The organism is Paenibacillus sp. FSL L8-0435, assembly GCF_037965655.1.
Lineage (GTDB): Bacteria > Bacillota > Bacilli > Paenibacillales > Paenibacillaceae > Paenibacillus.
Map to the genome: position 1 here is coordinate 4,373,205 of NZ_CP150185.1, position 21,933 is coordinate 4,395,137.

The following is a 21,933-nucleotide window of genomic DNA, read 5'->3' on the forward strand; positions in this document are numbered from 1 at the left end:
TCTTCCTAATCTCATCTTGCTCGACCTCCCTGATCTCTGCCCTGCGCAGGAGACATCAATCCCTGCAACAGATCTGGCGAGATATTAAGTTGCCCAATCTTGCCAGCATTTTCAGCCAGTTCCTGGAATGCAAGTGCGATCAGCTTATCAGAATTCATGCCCATATTCGCCATTGCTTGCAGTACATTTGGCTGTACATTTTGCAATGAATTCATCACGGCAGCAATCTCATAGGCTTTTGCATCTGCCTCGGCATTGTGATTGGCAATGGTTAACTCAATCAGTTGCTGCTTGCGTTCCTCCATCGCTGTATTGAACTGAAGCTGCTCCTGCTCCATCTCATTTTGTTTCTGTTTCACCGAGCGTTCTGCCTGTAATTGGGTCTCACGAATCTGCTGTTTCTTTGTCTCTACGGCAATTTCGGTGTTCAGTTCGTTCTCTTTCACTCGTCTTTCCTGTTCAATGGATGCATTGCGACGCACATAGAGTGCTTCGTCTGCCTGACGCAAAATCTCTTCCCGCGCTTGTGCTTCCAATGCACGCATCGTCTCTTTATTAGGCAGAATGGCAAGTATCGATAGACTCATCAACTCAACGCCCAGTTTCTCCAACTCTTCACTTTGCACAACCTCGCGTTTCATGCTGCTCGCCAGCCGTTCACTGGATTGAATGGCCTCCTTCAGCGGCATTTGCTCCAGATGTTTCTTGGTCAGTACTTTGGCTGTGGTGATCACCCGTTGATCCAGCTTGCCGGGGTCGTCGGAGATATACCGATTTTTGCGCAAATTGTACGTGTAATTCAGGCTCTGGGTTATTTTCAGATAATCCACAATGCGATAACTTAGCTGCCCTTGCACAGTAACCGTCTGATAATCCGCCGTAATCTCTTCGAACATGAACGGTACATCCACCGAGGATACGGGTAGAACCACTACCGATGTGGTCGGCTCATAATAATAGAAGGACAATCCCACACCTTGACGCTGTACCTCACCATTTTTCACCTTCATGACATACTCACTGGGTTGAAATTTCACAAATCGGAATCCAAACATGGCTCATTCCCCATTTCTTAATATTGTCGTTTTGATATTATCGAAATGATAACAAACGAATTCGATATTGTCAATACGACATTAACAAAATGTTCATATGCCTATTTAGAGAAAGGGATGAAGTCTGAACCCCCATTTTTTTTTCCGCAAAAAATAAAGAGACCGGATCATATGATCCGATCTCTTTACCTGCTTTGTTTTTTCTATTCATGCGTGTTGATGATGCAACCAGGCACCTTTCGTAATCAAAAGCGGACTTTTTGAACTATCTCTAATAGAGTTGTTCCATCAGTCTGGCGACTGCAACAGCCCCTTGTGCACGGTTCGCCGTTTCTTTCGGAGCAAACGTGCCATCAGGCATGCCGTTTAACAGTCCAAGTTGTTGCATCGAGGCTACAGCTTCTTTCGCATAACCAGCGATCTCAGCGTTGTCTACAAACACCGTATTTCCTTGTGCAGCATTGGTCGCATCCTGATCATGTTGCACAACCTGCAGCACTCGATTCAGCATAACGGCCATATCTTCTCGTGAAATACGTTCATTGGCTCCAAAGCTTCCATCTGCTCGGCCTTGAATAATGTTCATTTCAATTCCAAGTCGTACTGAATCGGCATACCACTGCCCATCCTTCACATCTGTTGGGATCGAAATAGATGGATCCGGCTTACGTGTATCACCAATACCTTTAATAATCATTTGCAAAAATTGTGCTCTGGTCAGTTCACCTTGCGGGGCAAAACGAGTTGCACTCATCCCCGTAATAATCCCCTTACCGTATAGGTTCTGCACTTCTTGGAGGGCCCAATTGTGATTTTGCAGATCAAGTAATGGCACTTCAACTTCTGCAATGACATAACTGCCGGATTCCAGCGGTTTGAACGCCATCGTCTTCGTCTTGTCATCGTACTTGGAATACGTAACAGGGTTCATTTCCCCACTTGGAGATATGGAATGTACAACCATCACTACATCATTCTTTTTAGGTTGCTCCACATTGGATAGAGCAACTTCAACCGCTCTGTTTGTCCATTGCAATGGCTTATTGTTCATTAACAAATTCACATCAACAATTGCATGATTACCTATCGTTGCTTTTTGAGATGTGGACAGTGTATCTGTCGATCCTGTTGCCACTACGATGTCGAACGTTCCTGCAGTCTCCGCAATAGTTAGCGGGAGTGATTTTAGAGGAACACGAACAGTAGTCTGTCCTACAACTACATCCAGGGATTTCACTTCCTCGGAACGAATCCATGCTGCCAGTTGACTTGCAGCCAACTGAAATGTGACTTTCTTGGCTGTGTCAGGCACATCTGCAATCAGTTTCAACGTACGATTTCCTATATCCATGGATTGCAGTGCCTGAGTTAATAGGAATACATCTGGACGAATCGAATACTTGTCTTCCCCGGTTGCTGTTCCTTTTACCGTTATTGAACCCTTCTCTGGTACAGTACCTGATCCAACCGGTGGTGTTACAGACGGATTCCCCGTCGATGGTGCTGTTCCCGGGTTGGATGGTTGGGATGGTACACTTGGTTGTGAGGGCTGGCCAGGGCCAGGTGTACCATCTTGACGTACAAGCTTACTCACAGCATCTTGTAACGCACGATCCGCATTGCTCACATCTTGCGTTGAAGATTCAACATCCAGAATGAATGCCTTCGCTTCAGAAAGCGTCTTACTAAATACATTCCAGCTTGATGTCGTGTATTCGGTTTGTTTTAATTTCTCAGAGGCATCTACAGTAGCTTGCAGTGCAGTTTTGTCTGCCGGGAACGTACCGTATGCTTCAAATTCCATGAATCCTACCCATGTGGGACCTGTTTTAATCATTACCCGAATATAACGTCCCTCCGTGCCCTCTGGAAGTACATGGCTAGGTGCGGTCGATACAACAACATCACTTGTGGTGTCCACTACTTTCACAAAATTTTTGTTATCATTGGACACTTCGATCGTATATTTGATGCCGCCACTCCACATCGACATCTCGATCTTGCGCAGGTTTGCGACTTGCCCCAAATCCACTTGCCACAAGCTGTCAATACTCTTATCGGTCCCCCATGAAGTGTTCGGATTGTTGTCAATTGCACCTTCAGGAGAGTTGGCTTGATTGCCTCCTGTCCCTGCACTGCTTGAAGCCGTTGCCGTTTTTCCCGTTGTTAAAGCCTCCAGAGAGACCAGATTAGTAAAGGCTTGTTTCAACGTACTCAGTGCTGAATTGACCTCAGACTGGACAACAGCATTGTTATCTCGGACCTGGATCGCTGCCTGCAAAGACTGTTCCAACACAGACCAGCTCCGGCGTGTATAGGAAGATTTAGTCTGCTGCTGCATTTGTTGAATGTACTGGTGCAGTTGTGTTTTGTCCACATTGGATAGACCTTGAATGGCATCATGCAAACGTTTAACCGCTGTATTCGCATCCGTCTGTGTTGTTCTTGGATCATTCAAGACCTGCTCAGCGCCTTCCAGCGCTTTGGTCAATACCCCCCAAGTGGCCGCAGACCAGTCAGTCTGCTGATACGTACGCGCTTCCGCTATTTTAGCTCTGAGCTCGTCAAGCTGCGGGGTGATAACCTGCATCTGCTGCATCACATGTTCCAATGCTGTTGTCGCTGCATCTGTATCTGCTTGATTCACCCCGCCCGGCGTGTATGCCTGTTGGTATACATCATTCGCTGCCGAGATTGCCGGAGCCAGAGTCACCCAGCTTTCTGGAGTAAAATCAGTCTGTACCAATGATTTGGCTCGTGTAAGTGCCGCATCCAGTTGCTGGCGGTCTGCGGGCAGAAGCTCCAGTCCGCGTTTGTACACATCCAGTGATGGCAAGGCACGTCCTTCGTAGGAGTATCCACCATTCCCCGGAAATTCATCATAGTCGAACATGGCATGATTTTCCCATGCATCTCCCTCGGAATCAATCCAGCCTACATTGGCGGCAATCCACGCGGGCTCCCAATAGAAGAAGCCTGCTCCGCGGTTTTCCGGCACGTCAGCAATCATATCCATAATGCCAGCAATAGCATCATATTGCCCCTGTACCGTTGCAGGGAATGTTGCTCCCCCAACATGAAGCGCTTCGTCCGATCCGATGATGTTTCCATGAGCGTCCCCGTTTTTGTAGGAAAACGGATAGGACGTTTCAGCGATAATGACATCTTTGCCAAACTCGGCTGACACTTCATTCATCGTTTTCTGTACATCTGCAAACGTCCCATGCCAGAACGGGTAATACGAAAGTCCGATGATATCGTACTTCAGTTCGCGTTTCTCCAGCTCACTGAAATACCAGTCGAACGTATCCGCCTTGCCGCCTTCTGCGAGATGAATCATGATCTTCACCTTATCCGCGTTATCGGTGATCTCTCCTTCTACTGCACGTACAGCATCAACTCCGCTTTTTAGCAATGCAACATTTTGCTCGAAATCCACGTCACTGCTCAAGCCGTTCAGAACACCACTGTTGATCTCATTACCGATCTGCACCATATCAGGCATGGCGCCCTTAGCTTTCATTTCTCCCACAACTTCAACCGTATAGTTGTATACGGCCTGCTTCAGCTCTTCGGGCGAAAGACCTTCCCAAGCTTTGGGACGAAGCTGCTGGCCCGGGTGCGCCCACTCATCCGAGTAGTGGAAATCCAGCAGGATCTTCATACCTTTTTTCTTCACCCGCTCGGCCAAACGAATGACATCGTCCTTGTCGTTGTATCCCCCTGATTTCTGTGGATCATTCCACAGACGAAGACGCACATAATTGACACCGCGGTCCTTGAGTATATCGAGCAAGTCCCTTTCTGTGCCATTACTATCTAAGTATTTGCCGCCGTTATCCTCAATCGCTGTTAAAGTAGAGATATCTACTCCTCTAACATAATCCGTTCGATATCCCCCTACCGTTACATTAGCTTCTGCTGGTAAGGAAGCACCGTATACTGCACCCGTCACGGTAAAGCTGCCCGCATTTGCGTACTCTGAAGGGTCGATACTGTCCCATTCTACTGGAACCGAACCAGATTTGTCGTTCAGATACTTCGCTGTCACTTTTGTAGGCAGAACAGGTGCAACCCCAGCTACTGTATTGACCTTAACGGGATCGTAACTTGTAATGGTTGCTGGATCAATTTCTTCCTCTTCTCCCCAGACTTTAAGCTCGGATATCCCAGGCCACCAAGTTGCTCCCGCATAGTACGGAATCGTAACCTTCACATACTGGACAGATGTACTGGTCTGGAATTCTTCACTAGCAACAGTCTGTTTTATTTCGTTAGTCGTTTGGTCCACAACAGTCGACCAGTTGTTACCATCATCAGACACTTCAATCAAATATTTTACAACTTGGTCTTTGTCCTTCCAAGTCAACTCCGCTCCGGAAAGCTCATATGGCGCACCTAGGTCTATGGTCAACCAATGAGGATTGCTTTCAGAAGAAGGTGAGCTCGCACTCCAGTGAGTATTCACATCACCATCCACCGCCTTTTCTTTTTGTCCCTCATACAATAGATCTTGCTCACTTACCGTAACCGCCTTGTTAAGTGCCACGTTCACTTTTGCATCTTCTGCAGCCGCTGGACGAACCATTAACCCCAGATCACAGAATAGCATCAGTAATACCAGACACCCGCTTATGTACCTCTTATTCACTCTTGATCTCCCCCTTTTTGTGTTTGATTGTGCATGGATCAATGAATGTTATGAATCCTCCTCATTGTAAGCGCTTAATAGCGATAGGCGACACGGCATAATCCAAAGGAAACAGCAGTTATTTTAACAATATGATCCTGTGACAGTTACATTTGAGCTATATCGATCACATTATTTTGCAAAAGAAACAAAAAAATCTGCCCGTCCACCGTAAGGCAGAACAGAGCAGATTTTTAGATATATAATCGTTGTTACACTTATTTAGAAAGTTTCAATTCAAGCTGTACCTGGATATCATTTTCAGTCGAGAGCACAACGGAGTGTGGATTTTCCATTCCGAAATCTTCGAATGTTACCATCGATGTCGCCGACAACAATACTGCATTATTCTCATAAGCAGCTTTTGCATCAAAAGTTACTTCTTTTTCAATACCTTTAACCGTAATGGTACCATTCATTTTGATATCAACCGTTTGACCGACAGGCCATTCCGCAGGTACCCCTTCGAATGAAGTCGCTGTAAATGTAGCTTGTGGATGTGTAGCAATGTCGAAGAAATCGGCTTGCTTCACGTGACCATCACGCTGTCCATTCCCGGAATCAATTCCGTCCATCTCGATCTGTCCTTCTGCCTTCATCTGAGCAGCATCGTCAACATTAATGGTCCAATTGCCCGTTACCTTATCGTCCACAAAGTTAACTGTCTCCTGTGATGTGGTTACGGAGAAGTATACTTTGGAACCTTCGCTGATGCTCCAGTCTCCATTCAGTTGCTCAGCTCCTGCAGTTTCATTGGCTACAACCGTTCCTGTGCTATCTACAGCTGTTGTCGATGTCGCTGTGCTCGCAGGAAGCACCTGTTCAATCTCCACGTTGTTCCCCAAGTAACTGTTTGTGATATAGTAACCACCGCCACCGATTACGGCAACCGCCGCTACACCTGTAATAAGCCATGCTTTTGATTTCTTGTTCATCTCTATGTTTCCTCCAGTACATGATTGTTTAGGTTGCTTCTTGGAGTGAATCATATCAATTGAATGTGTCAGGAAGAAGTCAAGATAAGACAAGTCACATATTTTTTTGAAATCCGTAATACAGGATTGGCTTTACGCTCTGGCTCATGTAAAATCAGTACAAGTTTACAAAGCGAAAGGAGAACGCTTTTCTTGAAATCCATACTTATCGTCGAGGATGAGCAAGCTATTGCACGAGTATTGGCTGCTTATCTGAGAAAAGCAGAATTTGAAGTTCATCATGCAGCAGATGGACCAACTGCACTTACCCTTTTTGATACCGTAACGCCTTCCCTTGTATTACTTGATGTGATGCTGCCAGGAATGGACGGATGGGATCTGCTGCGGATTATTCGTGAAAAAAGTGCTTGTCCCGTGATCATGCTAACTGCACTGGATGACATTTCAGACCGTCTCAACGGACTAAATGCCGGTGCTGACGATTATATGAGCAAACCTTTTGTACCGGAAGAAGTGGTCGCCAGAGTTAATGCGGTGTTGCGCCGTAATCCACATTGGACCTCAGGTGGCGAAGAGAAACGTTCCTTTGGAAATCTCGTCATTGATCTTGCTGCCAAGCAGGTGCTGCTGAACGGTGCAGAGGTTGCACTCACACCTCGTGACCTGTCGTTACTGCTATTCCTGTCCGATTATCCGAATCGGACGTTTACCAGGGATCATCTTATTGAGCAGGTATGGGGGATGGATTATGACGGGAGTGATCGTGCTGTGGATTTATCAATTAAACGACTGCGCCAGGCCCTCTCCCACTGGTTGCCCGAAACAGGAGAAATTCGGACGTTACGAGGAATGGGGTATCAATTTTGGATCGCCAACTGAAACCAAAGAAACCCAAACGAACCATATCCATTTTGTCACACTGGACACTGCGATATTTTCTCATTTTGTGTATTGGTTTCACGATTATTGTGGCAGGCGCACTTTACTGGATTAGAACAACCTCTATTGAAAAAAGCCTCAAAACCGCAGAACTGCTTGGTCTGGAGATCGCTGATCAAGTCACTAGTGAAAACAATATGCTTCGGGTTCCACCCGATCTGGACAGACTGGTAACCAAACGAGAGAAACTATTCAACACAGATCATTATTTTTGTGTCATGATCTTGGACAACAACAATCAATTGATTTTTTCCCAGCCTAAAATGGAGCAAAAAGATGTGCATTATCGACTGTCAGATGACTATCGTGAACCGCGAAACAACAAATATGCAGGCGTAACGGTCAACATATCCGAAGGCGATCAAACCTTGGGCAAAGTGTGGGTCATGCAGTCCAAACAATCCATTACATTTGGTCCAGAGACCCTATGGCTTGTTGCTCTAATTCTGGGAGGATTAATCCTCTGTGGATGGTTTACAATCTATCTCCTGTCCAGTAAGTTATCCAGACCGATTCGTCAGGTCGCCTATGCGGCTGAGCAGATTCAAGGTGGTAATTATGATGTGAGTCTTGATTTGAATACACGAGAACGTGAGATCAACGAACTTGTAAATTCATTCCGCGATATGGCTACACGTCTACAACAACTCGAAGAGTGGCGTACACTATCGCTGGCAGGAGTAAGTCATGAACTCAAGACACCGGTAACTTCCATCAAAGGGCTCGTTATGGCAGTACGTGACGATGTGGTGAGTCCACAAGAAGGTAAAGAATTTTTGGATATCGCTTTGAAAGAATCCGAACGTATGGAGCGTATGGTCGCAGATCTGCTTGACTATAATGCCATGGTTGCAGGAAGTGTTGCCGTTCGCAAGGAACGGACGGATCTGAAGCTGTTGGTCGGTGAGATCATCTATCAGTGGAAGATTGCGTACGAGGACAAAATGCCAGAGGTTCAGCTTCATGCCCCTCCAATTAACTTCTTTACCATGGGGGATGCTCTCCGCATTCAGCAGATCATTGTCAATTTGCTCAATAACGCACTTCATGCCACAGCTCCTGAACAGAAGGCTGTCTTCGATATTTATCTAAGTACAGAAGAACAGATGCTGTACGTTGATGTTAAGGATCACGGCACAGGCATCGCAGCCGAAGAACAACCCAAAATCTTCGAACGGTTCTATCGTGGAGAACTCAAAAAACGTCGTAACCGCGGTCTGGGTCTAGGATTAACATATAGCCGCCTACTCGCTCAGGAACAGGGCGGTGAACTGACACTTGTCTCCAGCAGCCCGGAAGGCAGCATGTTCAGATTAAGCCTGCCACGCTGGACTGCTACACAAGAAGCCATGAATACAGAAAAAGCATACGGAGCAGCCGTTAAAGTATAACGCACCTCGCTAACATGACAACTAGCCCAGAACTCCATTCAGGAGACTGGGCTAGTTCAACGTGTTCCTTGTTGCTTTATCCAGAATGGAAGCAATCAACACTCTAATACACGTGGTCTGTATTCATCGTAAGCATCCGAGATCAGTTGCTTATGAAGTACACAACTGGCAATGATTGCTTTCCGCTTTGCTTTCAAAACGATCTGCTCTATATCCGCATAACTGCACCCTGCCAAGTGTTCACATATGTAATCTTCCAGCCGAGTCTCCTGTTCAAATGATCCCACCAACTTATTGATATATAATTTGCGACTCGAATCATCAGGCATACCGTAGGTCATCTTGGTATCAAACCGCCGCCAAATGGCGTGATCCAGTTGGGTTTCCAGATTCGTTGCAGCCACCAGAATGCTGTCCCCATCGAATTCGTCCAGACACTGCAACAACGTATTGACAACACGCGCCATCTCTTTCACCTCATCATTGCTCTCACGTGTTCGACCTATGGCATCAAATTCATCCAAGAATAGTACACAGGGATTAATACGTGCATATTCGAATAACTTGCGTACATTACTTCCGGTCTCCCCAAGATGACTATGAATGATTGCATCTAATCTCACAAGAACCAATGGCAGATCAAGGCGCTCCGCCAGATGTGATGCCGTTAATGTTTTACCCGTACCGGGAGGCCCGAACATGACCATTTTGTTGGGGATTGATACATCATGCTCTCTGAACTTCTCTTTCATGCCCAGAATGGTGATAAATTCATTAATGATGCGTTCATTTTCAGCGGAAAATACAATATGCTGGGCTTTATGCCTACACTCTTTTGGCGTGTAAAAAGCAGCCATATCGATCCCTTTCGCGCGGGGAATCCGGTTCATATGGTTTATTTTGCTCATGTATACACATGCTCCTTCATTTATAGTTTCGTGTAAATGTTTAGTTCAATTTATATAGAATCAATTAGACTTTTAATCGTAATTATTACTATTAAATAATAACATACTACTGCCTTTTTGCAAATATAACCACAGCACGTCCACTATTTTGCCACAGATGGGGGCATTTGGTTGCAAGCTTCAATTAAATTTGCTATTCTAAGTGTGCATCGTTGTGTATAACGCAAAAAAGCCCTCTAGATTCGTGAGAGCAACAAAATTTTCCAGATTGACAAGCGGCAACTTGTTATATCCGGATTCTTTATACCAACGACTGTAATCCATTTAAAGTGAGGTTAACAATCATGGCAAAAGACGTATTGTGTGAAGTTAATTCCTGTCGTCACTGGGCTCAAGAGAACAAATGTAATGCTTCCTCGATCTACATCGTGAGTCACAGTAACAAAGAAGCAAGTCAGTCTGCTGAAACAGACTGTAAGACTTTTGAAGTAAAATAAGTAATTTCATGTGATTCACTTAAAGGAGCCCTTACCGGTTCCTTTTTTCTTTGTCTATTGTAACAAGAATGATAATTATTATCAAGCCCTATTCTGTAAAAATCCTTCTCACCTCTTCAATGCACATTGGACAGATGACCTACGTACACTACGTAAGAAGTCAGTATGCCCATGAACGATTAGAACCAAGAGGTGAATAACAATGCCTGTTAAAAGTGGCACACAGTATCGCGAACGAATTGATGCACAGTCCGTCCCTTGTTGGTATAAAGGTAACCTTATTACTGGAAAACGCTCTGAACATGTAGCATTTGCTGGTCTAATGGAGACTCAGATGTACATGTATGATCTGCAATCTGATCCTAAATTTGCAGAAACGATGACGTATGCCTCCCCGGCAGACGGCAAACCTGTGGGCATATCCTTCCTGCCTCCAACCAGTGCCGACGATCTCCGTAAACGACGGGAAGGGATGAATATCTGGACAAACGTGCATCATGGCTTTCTTGGTCGCTCACCCGATTACATGAATACAGCCATAATGTCCTTTTACACAGGTGCCGATCTCCTGAACGAACTATCTCCCCAATATGCAGAAAATCTCAAGAATTATTATGCGTATTGCCGTGATCATGATATCACGCTATCCCATGCCTTCATTCAGCCATATGCCAGCAAAATCTCAGGGCAACTGGATGCTACTGAGGATGCTATTGCTGCAAAGGTCGTAGATCGCACCGAGGAAGGCCTCATCATTAGCGGAGCATTCATGATGGCTACACAAGCTGCCACATCGGATGAGATTTTTGTCTATCCGTCACCTTCTCCCGCCCCATTTGATGACGAAAATCCATTTGCATTCTCTTTTGCTGTCCCCAATGATCTTCCGGGAATCAGTCTGGTCTGCAGGGATACCTACGCAGCCGAATCTCACACCAACTATCCCCTGAGTTCCAGATATGAAGAAATGGACAATATCGTCATCTTTGACCGGGTGCTCGTTCCGCATGAACGGATATTTTTTGCAGGAAGTGAGGAAATGTCCTCGCGACTCTTCAGTGGTAGTAACTTTCATATTCACGCAGGTCATCAGGTATTGTGTCGTTATATTGCCAAAACAGAATTTGTTCTCGGTACAATCCAGCTTCTCACGGATACGCTGGATCTGAATACGGAAGCACATGTTGTCGAGAAAACCGCGCGTGTGTTCGCAGGTCTTGAATCGTTAAAAGCATTGGCCTTGGCCGCGGAGGCAGGTGCAATCCCAGACGGAAGAGGATTTGTATTACCTGCTCCCAAACCATTGATGGCAGCCAATCTCCTTTTTCCGAAACTTTATCCTGAGATGATTGAAATTCTGCAGCTCTTGGGTTCGAGCGGGGTGATTATGATCCCTCAGGAAGAAGAGTTTCAATCCGATATCGCTCCTTCACTGAATATATATCTGAAAGGGAACGATATGGCTTCTCACGAACGCAACGCTCTGTTCCGCCTGATCTGGGAGCTTGGGGCTGGATCATTTGGGGGCAGACAGACCCAATTCGAACGATTCTTTTTTGGCAATGTCCTTACCGTATCCAATCGGTTGTTCTCCGTCTACAACAAAGATCAGACGAATCGTCAGCTCGTTCGTGATTTTCTATTCAACACCAGCAAATAAGAGAACTAATGAATCTTTTTTTACACCAGATGGTCATAGACCGTCATCAGTTCAGAGGCTGGTCTGCTTGCATCCATATCCCGCAATGCAGGCTGGTCTCCGTAACCGATATGGAATACCCCCAGCACCTTCTCATCACTTGTCAAACCCATCAAATTCATAAACACAGGATGTTGCTGATAATCATTGATCTTCCAGACAGCATTCAAACCCTGTTCCGCAGCCAGAATACTAAAGCGTTTGCTCCAGGCTTTGGCCGGCAGAAGATCATCCTCACGGGCATTTCTAGGCGCCACAACAACCAGATGGGTAGGGATTGCTTCCGTGTATTGATATGTAGCCCAATCGCCGTAGCGATCAGCCAGATGGGGTGGATAGCTCTGTCTGACCGCTTCCAGATAAAGCTGTCGTCCTTCGCCTGCAAACAACATAAACCTCCAGGGTTCTGAACTCATTACATATAATGAAGGATCTGCTTCATCAAGCAACTTTCGTATAACCGACTGGGGTACTGGCAACGGACTGAATTCGCAAGTGCCTGCACGTCTCTTGCCGCTGCTTATATCTTGACTTAGACCGGTAGACATGGCAACTTCCCCTCCTCTATCTGCATGATATATCTTTATCCTTCAATCGCCTTCACATCAACCATGTTTTCTTCGGTTCAACGGCTTCCGTTCTCCAGCGATCCACCTCTTCGTGGATGCGCGCTTTATCACGCGTCGTAAACTGTTCTGACTCCAACACTTCTGCTTGAGGCATGCTGTCACGTATCAAGCGAATGTAGTCCATGGAACGGATCAGAGACTGGCGTCCAGGGATGTACCTAATTTTGCGTCCTTCCAACAAGCAGTATATCTCGATCATACCCGGTAATTTACCGAAGGCTTCCCAGCAGAATGCACTGACCATATGCTGAAACGCCTCAACTACGTTTGGATCGTGGACAACCATATATTTCTGAATAAGCAGCGAATCCCAGCCTTCTGGTTGCCAGGCCGCCTGAAATATCATCGACAAATGCATGGATAATGAAGGTAACTCCGTTCTCCACTGTTCAAAAAGAATGGCTGGATGCTTCAGATCATCGTTCATTGCAATGGCGAGTGACAATTCATCCGTAATCTTGTTCTTCACATCCCAGTAATGGAGAACAGATTCGAAACCATCCGCCTTTCTGGGCCACCACTTCTCAAGTAAATACTGTACGGGTACCTCTTTGCGAACATCGGGGTCGAGACTGTAAAAGGAATTGACCGCGTGACTCACCGCATATTGTACACGATGCCTCCATTGCAGTGGAGAACGCTGCTCAGACACTGGTTCAGGGCGGATGAATCGGTGTGGGCTGCGCAGCATTTCTTCCAATCTGTAATCTTCAAGCAGACGTCCAGGAAGGTCATTCCTTCCCAATGGTATCGCTGCCTGAACATTATGTCTTAACATGATCTTTAGGATACCTGTAATCCGGCAGCAGCGAAGCGTTTGCCAAAGTCACGGCATGTTTCCTTCTCCTGCTCAAGCGGACTGTATTCAATTTTCAACATCTCTGGAGATACCTCCGCCCCACGCTCTTGCAGCTTGGCAGCCGCGAGATCAACCGCTCCGCAGAACTGCTCATAAGACGTGTCACCACTACCGAACACTGCTGCTCTCTTGCCGCTCAAGTCAAGCTCATCCAACTCTTCATAGAAATCAAGGAATTCATCTGGCAACTCCCCGTCTCCCCAAGTGTAGACGCCGATCATGAATCCGTCATAGTCCAATACATCGGATGCATTACAATCCGTTACGGATTTCAGATCTGCGTCGTGACCTCCCTGTGTAATTCCTTCCACAATCAGTTCTGCAATTTCTTCTGTATTTCCCGTCATGCTTGCATAAGCCACTAACAATTTAGCCATCTATTTTTCCCTCGCTTTAGTTTGATCATGTTATATTCTCTTCATGAAGAAAGAATGAATTTTGGATTAACAAAATCATATGTGATAATGATTATCATTGTCAAATTAATTTTTTGGTTATCTTTGTTTTTCAGTATATGGTACACTCCCGTCCCCCAACTGGCGTACAAGCCCTTTTTTGTTGTACAATAGTATCCAAATGACTTTTGAAGGATGGATAAATCATTATGTACGTAGCTAAGAATTGGAAGGACTATGAAGTAATCGATACAGGAGGCGGCGAGAAACTGGAACGTTGGGGAGATGTAATTTTACGCAGACCCGATCCACAGATTATCTGGCCCCTTGAGCAAGAAACCAATGAATGGCGTCAGGTGCATGGTCACTATCATCGTAGCTCTTCCGGTGGCGGTAACTGGGATATGAAAAAGCCCATTCCCGAGCGTTGGACGATCGGATACGAAAACCTGAAATTCCACATTAAACCTACCAGCTTTAAGCACACTGGCCTGTTCCCTGAACAAGCTGCCAACTGGAGCTGGATGATGGATAAAATCTCCAATGCAGGACGCCCTATTTCTGTCTTGAACCTGTTTGCCTATACAGGTGGAGCAACGGTAGCCGCAGCTTACGCAGGCGCTTCTGTTGTGCATGTGGATGCAGCTAAAGGCATGGTTCAATGGGCCAAGGAAAATGTTCAATTATCTGGACTGGCTGATCGCCCTGTTCGTTTTATTACAGATGATGTATTCAAATTCGTACAACGGGAACAACGTCGCGGAAATCGTTACGACGCCATTATTATGGACCCTCCTTCATATGGCCGTGGCCCTAATGGAGAGACATGGAAACTGGAAGAGAACCTATATCCTTTCTTGAAGTCGTGTATGACGATCTTGTCGGATAATCCATTATTCATGCTGGTTAACTCTTACACTACGGGCATTTCCTCTACGGTTCTGCGCAACATGTTGACCATCACGATGTCTGCTCAGTACGGTGGTGACATTACTGCAGGTGAAATTGGTCTGCCAATCACACGTAGTGGTCTTGATCTGCCTTGTGGTATTCTGGGCCGTTGGGAGTCTTAATCATGTCAGAACATCGGCATGACCACGATGCGATTCCGATTCTGTTCGAAGACAACCATCTGTTAGGCATTACGAAGCCGGTCAATGTACCTACCCAGGAAGATTCATCAGGTGATCCGGATTTGCTTACATTGCTGAAGCAGGATCTGAAAGAACGATACAACAAACCTGGCAATGTGTATCTCGGGTTAGTACACCGACTTGATCGTCCTGTTGGAGGGGCAATGATTTTTGCCAAGACTTCCAAAGCAGCTTCGAGATTGTCCGAGACTGTGCGGGGACGGCATTTCCGTAAAATATACGCGGCTGTTGTACATGGCAAGTTGCCTGCGAAGCAGGGAACGTTAAAACACACGCTTCTGAAAGAAGCACGCACAAATACCGTTACTGTTGTACCTAAAGGTACGGCTGGTGGTAAGGATGCCGTTCTGGATTACCGGGTTATTGGAGAAACAGATCGATACAGCCTCGTTCATATCGAACTGCACACCGGCAGATCTCATCAGATTCGGGTGCAAATGAAAGAAATCGGCTGCCCTCTATACGGGGATCAGAAGTACGGCGCAAGCGTGAATAAACCCGGCCAGCAGATTGCTCTATGGTCTGTGATTGCAGCTTTTCCTCACCCGGTTACCAAGGAAGAAGTTATTTTGCAATCCTTGCCTGCAAGAGAATTCCCTTGGGCAGAATGGCCAGCTGCCGTGTACCAAAAAGCTTTTGGACAACCTCAATAAGTACGTGTTCAAAAAGACTGGTTTTCAGTACCGAGAAGATGGGATGAAGATAGAAATGGAGTAGCGGAGCGTAGAAAAGCTACGTGAGCAACGGACATTTCGGCTGAATTCCATATTCGATGCTTATGATGCCGATAGGCATCATTCGTAATCAAAAGCGGTTTTTTTGAACAACCTCTATAAGTGCACAGGATCAGGTTACATCTGTCCATACAACGTGTCGTTCAGATTCTGTATCTGAACGACACGTTTTTTCATATTTTCAGCTATATACCTAAGATACAGAGAGGAGACATCATAGTGACCCCATTTACCAAACAAGTCATTGCGATCATCGCGGCGATTCCTGAAGGTAAAGTGATGACTTACGGTCAGATTGCAGCCCATGCTGGAAGTCCAAGAGCCGCGAGACAAGTCGTCCGTATTCTGCACTCGATGAGCCGAAAGGAACGTCTTCCCTGGCACCGTGTCGTCAACGCAAAAGGCGAAATCTCCATAACGGACGAACACTCGCGCATGATGCAGGAAACAGAACTGATTAGCGAAGGTGTCGAGTTTCAACTGAACGGAACCATTAATCTCAAACAGTTCGGTCATGAGCCCGATCCTGTATTTCTTATCGATCCAACGATCCAGCCCGAATAATAAAAGTGCTCTCCTCCTATCTACGCACACCAAAAAAAAGAGAACTCAAGCAGTTAGGGTTACCCCTTTTCAACTGCTAGAGTTCTCTTTTTGGTTTTATCTGATGTTCGTTACGCTGTAGCCGTCGCTTTTTCCTGTTCTACAGTAACAGGTTCAATAGCTGGTTTTGTTTTCCGAATAAAGAACGCCATGATCAAAGCAACCACGGTCATTCCTGTAGCCACGATGAATGCATAGTTAACACCGTAAATCGTTGCATCTGCTGTAGCAGCTATCATTGCTGTCTTATCACTAGGGTCAACTTGGCCAGCAGCCACTGCATCCGCCAGATGTGTTTTGAGCTTGCTACTCATGATGGTTACGAGAACGGCTGTACCGATCGCACCGGCAACAGTACGCAATGTGTTGGACATCGCTGTACCATGCGCGTTCAGACGTTGAGGCAGTTGATTCAGACCTGCTGTCTGGATTGGCATCATCAGCATCGACATACCGAACATACGAGCCGTGTAGATAAACATCATGTAGGCGTAGGTCGTATCGATTGCCAGACGACTCAGTCCAAAAGTTGTAATCGCCGTAATGGCAAGACCCGCAACCGAAAGCCAGCGTGCGCCCACTTTATCAAATATGCGACCTGTAATTGGGGACATAATCCCCATCAATATCGCACCGGGCATCATCAGAAGTCCTGATTCAATCGGTGAGAATCCACGAATGTTTTGCAGGAAAATAGGAAGCAGGATCATACCTGCAAACATCGCCATTGTCACGAGCATATTGATAATCGTTGTTAATGTGTACATGTTGTACTTGAAAATACGGAACTCAAGGAGCGGATGATCTGTTGTCAGTTGACGAATAACGAACAGAATCAGGGATATCGCACCTACGACGAGACATCCAATGACAATTGCACTGCCCCATCCATCGGTACCCGCATCACTAAATCCGTAGAGCAAACTACCAAAACCTAGTGTAGATAAAATAACGCCTGGATAATCCAGTTTAGGTCTGGATTGACGTGTTACGTTTTTGACAAAAGCAATACCAATTGCCGTTGCAATAATAGAGAATGGCAAGATGATGTAGAACAACAATCTCCAGGAATAATGCTCAACCACATAACCTGAAAGTGTAGGCCCAATCGCAGGAGCCAGAATCATCGCGATCCCCATGGTTCCCATGGCCTGACCGCGTTTCTCAATCGGGAAGATGGTCAGGAATACAACGGTCATCAGAGGCATCAGGATACCTGCACCTGCCGCTTGAATGACACGACCTACCATCAGAATGGTGAAGGTTGGACTAAGACCACAGACTAATGTACCTATGGTAAATAGAGTCATGGCTGTAATGAAAATTTGACGCGTTGAAAATTTGGCAATCAGATATGCCGTAACCGGAATCAGTACACCGTTCACAAGCATGTAACCCGTGGTTAACCACTGGGCTTTGTTTGCATTGATCGCGAGGTCTTCCATGATTTTAGGAAGTGCTACGTTCATCAGGGTTTGGTTCAGGAATGCCACAAAGGCACCAATTAACAATGCCGCTACAATCGGGCCTTTCTTGATGTTGTCCATCGCTGAGGATGGAGCTGCAGCAGTAGTCGTACTCATATGTTGTTCATCTCTCTTCCTTCTAACTTTTCAATCATTTGACTATGAATTCTAAGTAGGTGCTCAAGGTCTTCCTTCGATATATCCAGAATGGGTGACACTCTTTCCATCCACAAATGGTGCGTTTCCTGTTGGGCCTGTTCCCCTTTATCCGTAATCTGAAGCTTAACGGATCGGCGGTCAGCATCTGAACGTGTCCGAACGATATACTCGCCTTTGACGAGCCGCTCCACAACAGCGCTCATGGAACTGCTGCCCATATGGCATAGCTCAGCCACTTCGTTGATGCCAATGGAAGGACGCTCCCTCAGGATGGATAACACCATAAACTGGATCGAAGTCAGCTCGATCTCCTTGTTTTCATTCCAAAATGCTCGAAAAAGCATTTGATTCACTTGGCGGAACGAATTAATAATATAGAATACTTCATACGTATCAGTCATTGATTCACCCTTTTACTTTTGGAATATAATATTTCGTACACGAAATATCAGGGGAACAATTATTTATTATAACAAAAATATTTACATAGTCAACTCTTTACATATGAATTCACAAAAATAATATTAGGACATACTAACTGTGTTACATCCATGCCTTTACTCAACTAACCTGGACACAGTCTGTATCATATGTAATTTGTAAATAAAATAACCATAGGGTTCCTGCATGAAACGAGCAGGCACTCCTATGGTTATTCAGAAGAATCAGCATGGTATCATACCGAAGTAGATAAGGCAGGCTCTTTGGTCTTGGGTGAGGTCATTTTGCCTAACAGATATACCAGCAATTGTTGATTGTGCATCGAAATGTTACTGAGAACAGAGTTCATGAATTCATTACGGATGGTGATTCCCCGTTCTGTTTCCATTCTTCCTTTCTCTGACAGAGATACCCACACAATGCGTCGATCCTGATTATCCCGATTCCTGCGAATCAGATCATTCTTCTCCATTCGATCGAGCAGCATGGTTACAGCAGCTGGCGTAGTAGACAGATAAGGAATCAGATCCGAAGGTTTCATCTTCTGATGATCTTCAAGTACCTCCAGAACAGCCAGCTGAGCCTCCGTTAATGAGGGTGCCAGCTCTTGATCCATATGCAATTTATAATCTTTGGTCAACCTGGACCAGCACTTGGCAAAATCGGAATTATACATCTTCCATCGCTCCTCTCTGCAACCGGTTATCACTTCACCTGCTTAAGTTTTCGCGCTCCAAAGCCGCATTCCTGCTGCCTTTTTTCAATTTCCTAGCGATCGACCGTAATCGACGAAGGTTGTTAAACTTCGCATGAATGCCCTCTTCTAATCCGCCTTCGAACAACAAAAAAAGACTCCTCGCATGACAGGATTAGCTGTTCTGCGAAAAGTCTCGTTTGTTTGTTTTTATGAAGATGATGCTGGTTGATTCTCATTGAAGTCCCTTAGAAGTTCAACGATCTCGTCCTGTTTATCCACATGAACGATCAGCTTGCCAATATGTTTGCGCTCTGTAATCGGAACACCTTCCGAAGAGATCGGGAACACTTGGCCTTCTTTGGTCATTACAGTGATCTTACGTTGCTCTTTGCAATAAAATGCTCCAGCAATACGGCTACCATTCGGTTTCACACGTTTGCCTTCTTTGAACTCGAATGTGGCAAGCCCCTTGCCTCCACGGCTCTGTATAGCGTAATCCAGAAGTAATGATCGTTTACCATATCCCAGATCGGACAACACGGCAACTTCACCTTCATCTCCTTCTACCCATAGAGCGGATACAACTTCATCTGTATCTCTTAACTGAATACCACGAACACCACCGGATACACGTCCCATTGGATTAACCTCATCCTCTCGGAAACGAATCGCCATAGCTTCTTTTGTAATCAACATAATATCTTGACCACCTGTACTTAGATGTACAGATAACACTTCATCCTCCTTGCCCACTTTACAAGCCGCAACTGCACCGGAACGCTTGGTAACGTAATCCTTCAGCTCCGTTCGTTTCACCTGTCCTCTTCGCGTAACGAAGACCAGACTGTGATTTGGCTCTTCAAAGGATTTCACAGCAAGCACACTTGCAATACGGTCATCTTTCGCAAGGGGAATGACATTCACAATGGCTGTGCCTGGATCTTTCCACTTGAATTCAGGTACCTGGTGAACAGGTAACAGGAAGTACTGACCTTTCCTCGTAAAGACAAGCAAGTTCTCAAGCGTATTTACTTCCAGAACCTGAGCGATATAATCGCCGTCTTTCACACCACTTCCGCTCCGTTCACCACCAGAACGTGTAAAGGACTGCATGCCTGTACGTTTCACGTATCCTTCTTTGGATAACGTAACAAATACATCTTCCGCGTTCACAAGTACTTCGAGATTAACCTTGAGTTCTTCCACTTCACCCTGAATCGCAGAACGACGGTCTATTCCGTATTTATCGCGAATCTCCATCAATTCTTTGCGGATGACTCCGATGAGCTTGCGGTCACTATCCAGAATGGATTGTAGTTGTGCAATCTTTTTCATCAGTTCACCGAGTTCCTTCTCCAGAGAATTGATCTCCAGATTCGTCAAACGGTACAATTGCAACGTAAGGATGGAATCCGCTTGGCGTTCCGTGAATCCAAACATCCACATCAGGTTATTTTGAGCATCTTGACGGTTCTTCGACGCTTTGATAGCCGCAATGACCTCGTCAAGGATGTTAAGTGCTTTTACCAAGCCCTCGAGCACATGCGCACGGTCTTGCGCCTTCTCCAGCTCAAACCGGGTACGGAATGTTACAACTTCCCGCTGATGGGCAATGTAAGCCTCGAGAATCGATTTCAATCCTAATTGATGAGGTGCTTTATTCACAATCGCAACCATATTGAAATTATAGGTGACCTGCAGGTCGGTTTTCTTCAGCAAATAAGCCAAAATACCTTGTGCGTCCGCTTCTTTTTTCAACTCAACCACGATTCGCAGACCTTCACGTCCGCTCTCATCACGCACTTCGGCAATACCTTCAACCTTCTTCTCAAGTCGGATGTTCTCCATCGCTGTAACCAGACGAGATTTCACGACTTGATAAGGAATTTCGGTAATGACGATCTGCTGTTTGCCACCGCGCATGTTTTCAATCTCGGTTTTGGACCGGATATAGATCCGTCCCTTACCTGTGCGATAGGCATCCAGAATGCCGTCACCGCCCATAATCAATCCGCCTGTTGGAAAGTCAGGACCCTTCATAAACATCATGATTTCGTCCAGCTCAATCGACGGTTTCTCCATCACAGCGATCGAAGCATCAATGACTTCACGCAAATTGTGTGGAGGAATCTCCGTTGCAAATCCAGAGGAAATGCCGCTGACGCCATTAACCAGCAAGTTCGGATAACGGGATGGCAATACAACCGGTTCTTTGGCCGTATTATCAAAATTATCCTTAAACAGAACCGTCCGTTTCTCGATATCGCGAAGCATCTCCATCGCGATGGGCGACAAACGGGCCTCCGTATACCGCATCGCCGCTGCCGGGTCATCATCCTGTGATCCCCAGTTACCATGACCGTCCACGAGCATATGGCCCATTTTCCATGGCTGAGCCATCCGCACCATGCCCTCATAGATGGATGAGTCACCATGTGGATGATAATTACCCATTACGTCCCCAACGGTTTTGGCAGACTTGCGGTAAGTCTTGTCAGGCGTATTACCTGAATCGTACATGGCGTACAGAATACGCCGTTGTACTGGCTTCAACCCATCCCGGACATCCGGAATGGCTCGATCCTGAATAATATATTTGGAGTAGCGACCGAAACGGTCCCCAACGACCTCTTCGAGAAAGGCCGGCATAAATTGTTCTGATGGACTCATTCCAAGCACCTT

The 21,933-nt window shown here is 45.9% G+C and carries 18 protein-coding genes; 7 read left to right on the forward strand and 11 right to left on the reverse strand.

Going from position 1 to position 21,933, the window contains the following annotated elements; genetic code table 11:
* Positions 1 to 11 precede the first annotated feature (11 nt).
* From NST33_RS19395 to NST33_RS19405, 3 genes are all read right to left on the reverse strand, one after another.
* Positions 12 to 1,055 carry an SPFH domain-containing protein gene (locus tag NST33_RS19395; RefSeq protein WP_221820422.1) on the reverse strand — a complete coding sequence of 348 codons (1,044 nt, stop codon included), beginning with the start codon at positions 1,053 to 1,055 and terminating at the stop codon, positions 12 to 14.
* A gap of 271 nt (positions 1,056 to 1,326) precedes the next feature.
* The gene (locus tag NST33_RS19400; protein WP_339304751.1) at positions 1,327 to 5,706 is read right to left on the reverse strand and encodes a glycosyl hydrolase 53 family protein; all 4,380 of its coding nucleotides are present in this window, start codon (positions 5,704 to 5,706) and stop codon (positions 1,327 to 1,329) included.
* 257 nt (positions 5,707 to 5,963) lie between these two features.
* Complete coding sequence (locus NST33_RS19405) at positions 5,964 to 6,680, reverse strand: YceI family protein (protein WP_221820420.1); 717 nt, start codon at positions 6,678 to 6,680, stop codon at positions 5,964 to 5,966.
* 192 nt (positions 6,681 to 6,872) lie between these two features.
* Between NST33_RS19405 and NST33_RS19410 the strand changes: the two genes are divergently transcribed.
* Positions 6,873 to 7,559, forward strand: coding sequence for a response regulator transcription factor (locus NST33_RS19410; protein ID WP_221820419.1), 687 nt, complete (start codon positions 6,873 to 6,875; stop codon positions 7,557 to 7,559).
* Positions 7,544 to 9,010 (forward strand): HAMP domain-containing sensor histidine kinase, encoded by a 1,467-nt coding sequence (locus NST33_RS19415; RefSeq protein WP_221820418.1) that lies wholly within the window; start codon positions 7,544 to 7,546, stop codon positions 9,008 to 9,010. The genes NST33_RS19410 and NST33_RS19415 overlap by 16 nt, the downstream gene beginning before the upstream one ends.
* 95 nt (positions 9,011 to 9,105) lie before the next feature.
* On the opposite strand, the gene NST33_RS19420 is transcribed toward NST33_RS19415, so the two are convergent.
* The gene (locus NST33_RS19420; RefSeq protein WP_339304754.1) at positions 9,106 to 9,918 is read right to left on the reverse strand and encodes an ATP-binding protein; all 813 of its coding nucleotides are present in this window, start codon (positions 9,916 to 9,918) and stop codon (positions 9,106 to 9,108) included.
* Positions 9,919 to 10,262: 344 nt separating this feature from the next.
* Here NST33_RS19420 and NST33_RS19425 point away from each other — a divergent pair, with 344 nt between their 5' ends.
* Positions 10,263 to 10,415: a DUF1540 domain-containing protein gene (locus NST33_RS19425; protein ID WP_076209985.1), complete on the forward strand. Its 153-nt coding sequence runs from the start codon at positions 10,263 to 10,265 to the stop codon at positions 10,413 to 10,415.
* A gap of 202 nt (positions 10,416 to 10,617) precedes the next feature.
* A complete protein-coding gene (locus NST33_RS19430; protein ID WP_221820416.1) occupies positions 10,618 to 12,075 on the forward strand; it encodes a 4-hydroxyphenylacetate 3-hydroxylase N-terminal domain-containing protein in 1,458 nt (485 codons plus the stop codon).
* A gap of 20 nt (positions 12,076 to 12,095) precedes the next feature.
* Here the strand turns inward: NST33_RS19430 and NST33_RS19435 are convergent, their stop codons facing one another.
* The 3 genes from NST33_RS19435 to NST33_RS19445 are packed head-to-tail and all read right to left on the reverse strand — an operon-like array spanning position 12,096 to position 13,979.
* On the reverse strand, positions 12,096 to 12,662 hold the full coding sequence (locus tag NST33_RS19435; RefSeq protein WP_221820415.1) for a nitroreductase family protein: 567 nt from the start codon (positions 12,660 to 12,662) through the stop codon (positions 12,096 to 12,098).
* A 52-nt stretch (positions 12,663 to 12,714) separates the two neighbouring features.
* Positions 12,715 to 13,521, reverse strand: coding sequence for a hypothetical protein (locus tag NST33_RS19440; RefSeq protein ID WP_221820414.1), 807 nt, complete (start codon positions 13,519 to 13,521; stop codon positions 12,715 to 12,717).
* Between the two features lie 5 nt (positions 13,522 to 13,526).
* On the reverse strand, positions 13,527 to 13,979 hold the full coding sequence (locus NST33_RS19445) for a flavodoxin (RefSeq protein ID WP_221820413.1): 453 nt from the start codon (positions 13,977 to 13,979) through the stop codon (positions 13,527 to 13,529).
* Between the two features lie 227 nt (positions 13,980 to 14,206).
* On the opposite strand from NST33_RS19445, the gene NST33_RS19450 reads away from it, so the two are divergent.
* The 3 genes from NST33_RS19450 to NST33_RS19460 all read left to right on the forward strand — a co-directional run bounded on the left by NST33_RS19450 (position 14,207) and on the right by NST33_RS19460 (position 16,449).
* Complete coding sequence (locus tag NST33_RS19450) at positions 14,207 to 15,070, forward strand: class I SAM-dependent methyltransferase (protein WP_221820412.1); 864 nt, start codon at positions 14,207 to 14,209, stop codon at positions 15,068 to 15,070.
* Between the two features lie 2 nt (positions 15,071 to 15,072).
* On the forward strand, positions 15,073 to 15,804 hold the full coding sequence (locus tag NST33_RS19455; RefSeq protein ID WP_221820411.1) for an RNA pseudouridine synthase: 732 nt from the start codon (positions 15,073 to 15,075) through the stop codon (positions 15,802 to 15,804).
* Between the two features lie 300 nt (positions 15,805 to 16,104).
* Positions 16,105 to 16,449 carry an MGMT family protein gene (locus NST33_RS19460; protein ID WP_221820410.1) on the forward strand — a complete coding sequence of 115 codons (345 nt, stop codon included), beginning with the start codon at positions 16,105 to 16,107 and terminating at the stop codon, positions 16,447 to 16,449.
* Positions 16,450 to 16,559: 110 nt separating this feature from the next.
* On the opposite strand, the gene NST33_RS19465 is transcribed toward NST33_RS19460, so the two are convergent.
* The 4 genes from NST33_RS19465 to gyrA all read right to left on the reverse strand — a co-directional run bounded on the left by NST33_RS19465 (position 16,560) and on the right by gyrA (position 21,921).
* Entirely contained in the window at positions 16,560 to 18,071 is a 1,512-nt protein-coding gene (locus NST33_RS19465; protein ID WP_221820409.1) for a DHA2 family efflux MFS transporter permease subunit, read from the reverse strand.
* A complete protein-coding gene (locus tag NST33_RS19470; protein WP_036613308.1) occupies positions 18,068 to 18,514 on the reverse strand; it encodes a MarR family transcriptional regulator in 447 nt (148 codons plus the stop codon). The genes NST33_RS19465 and NST33_RS19470 overlap by 4 nt, the downstream gene beginning before the upstream one ends.
* 275 nt (positions 18,515 to 18,789) lie before the next feature.
* Complete coding sequence (locus NST33_RS19475) at positions 18,790 to 19,230, reverse strand: MarR family transcriptional regulator (protein WP_221820408.1); 441 nt, start codon at positions 19,228 to 19,230, stop codon at positions 18,790 to 18,792.
* Positions 19,231 to 19,458: 228 nt separating this feature from the next.
* Complete coding sequence (gyrA, locus tag NST33_RS19480; protein ID WP_339304761.1) at positions 19,459 to 21,921, reverse strand: DNA gyrase subunit A; 2,463 nt, start codon at positions 21,919 to 21,921, stop codon at positions 19,459 to 19,461.
* Between the last annotated feature and the right edge of the window lie 12 nt (positions 21,922 to 21,933).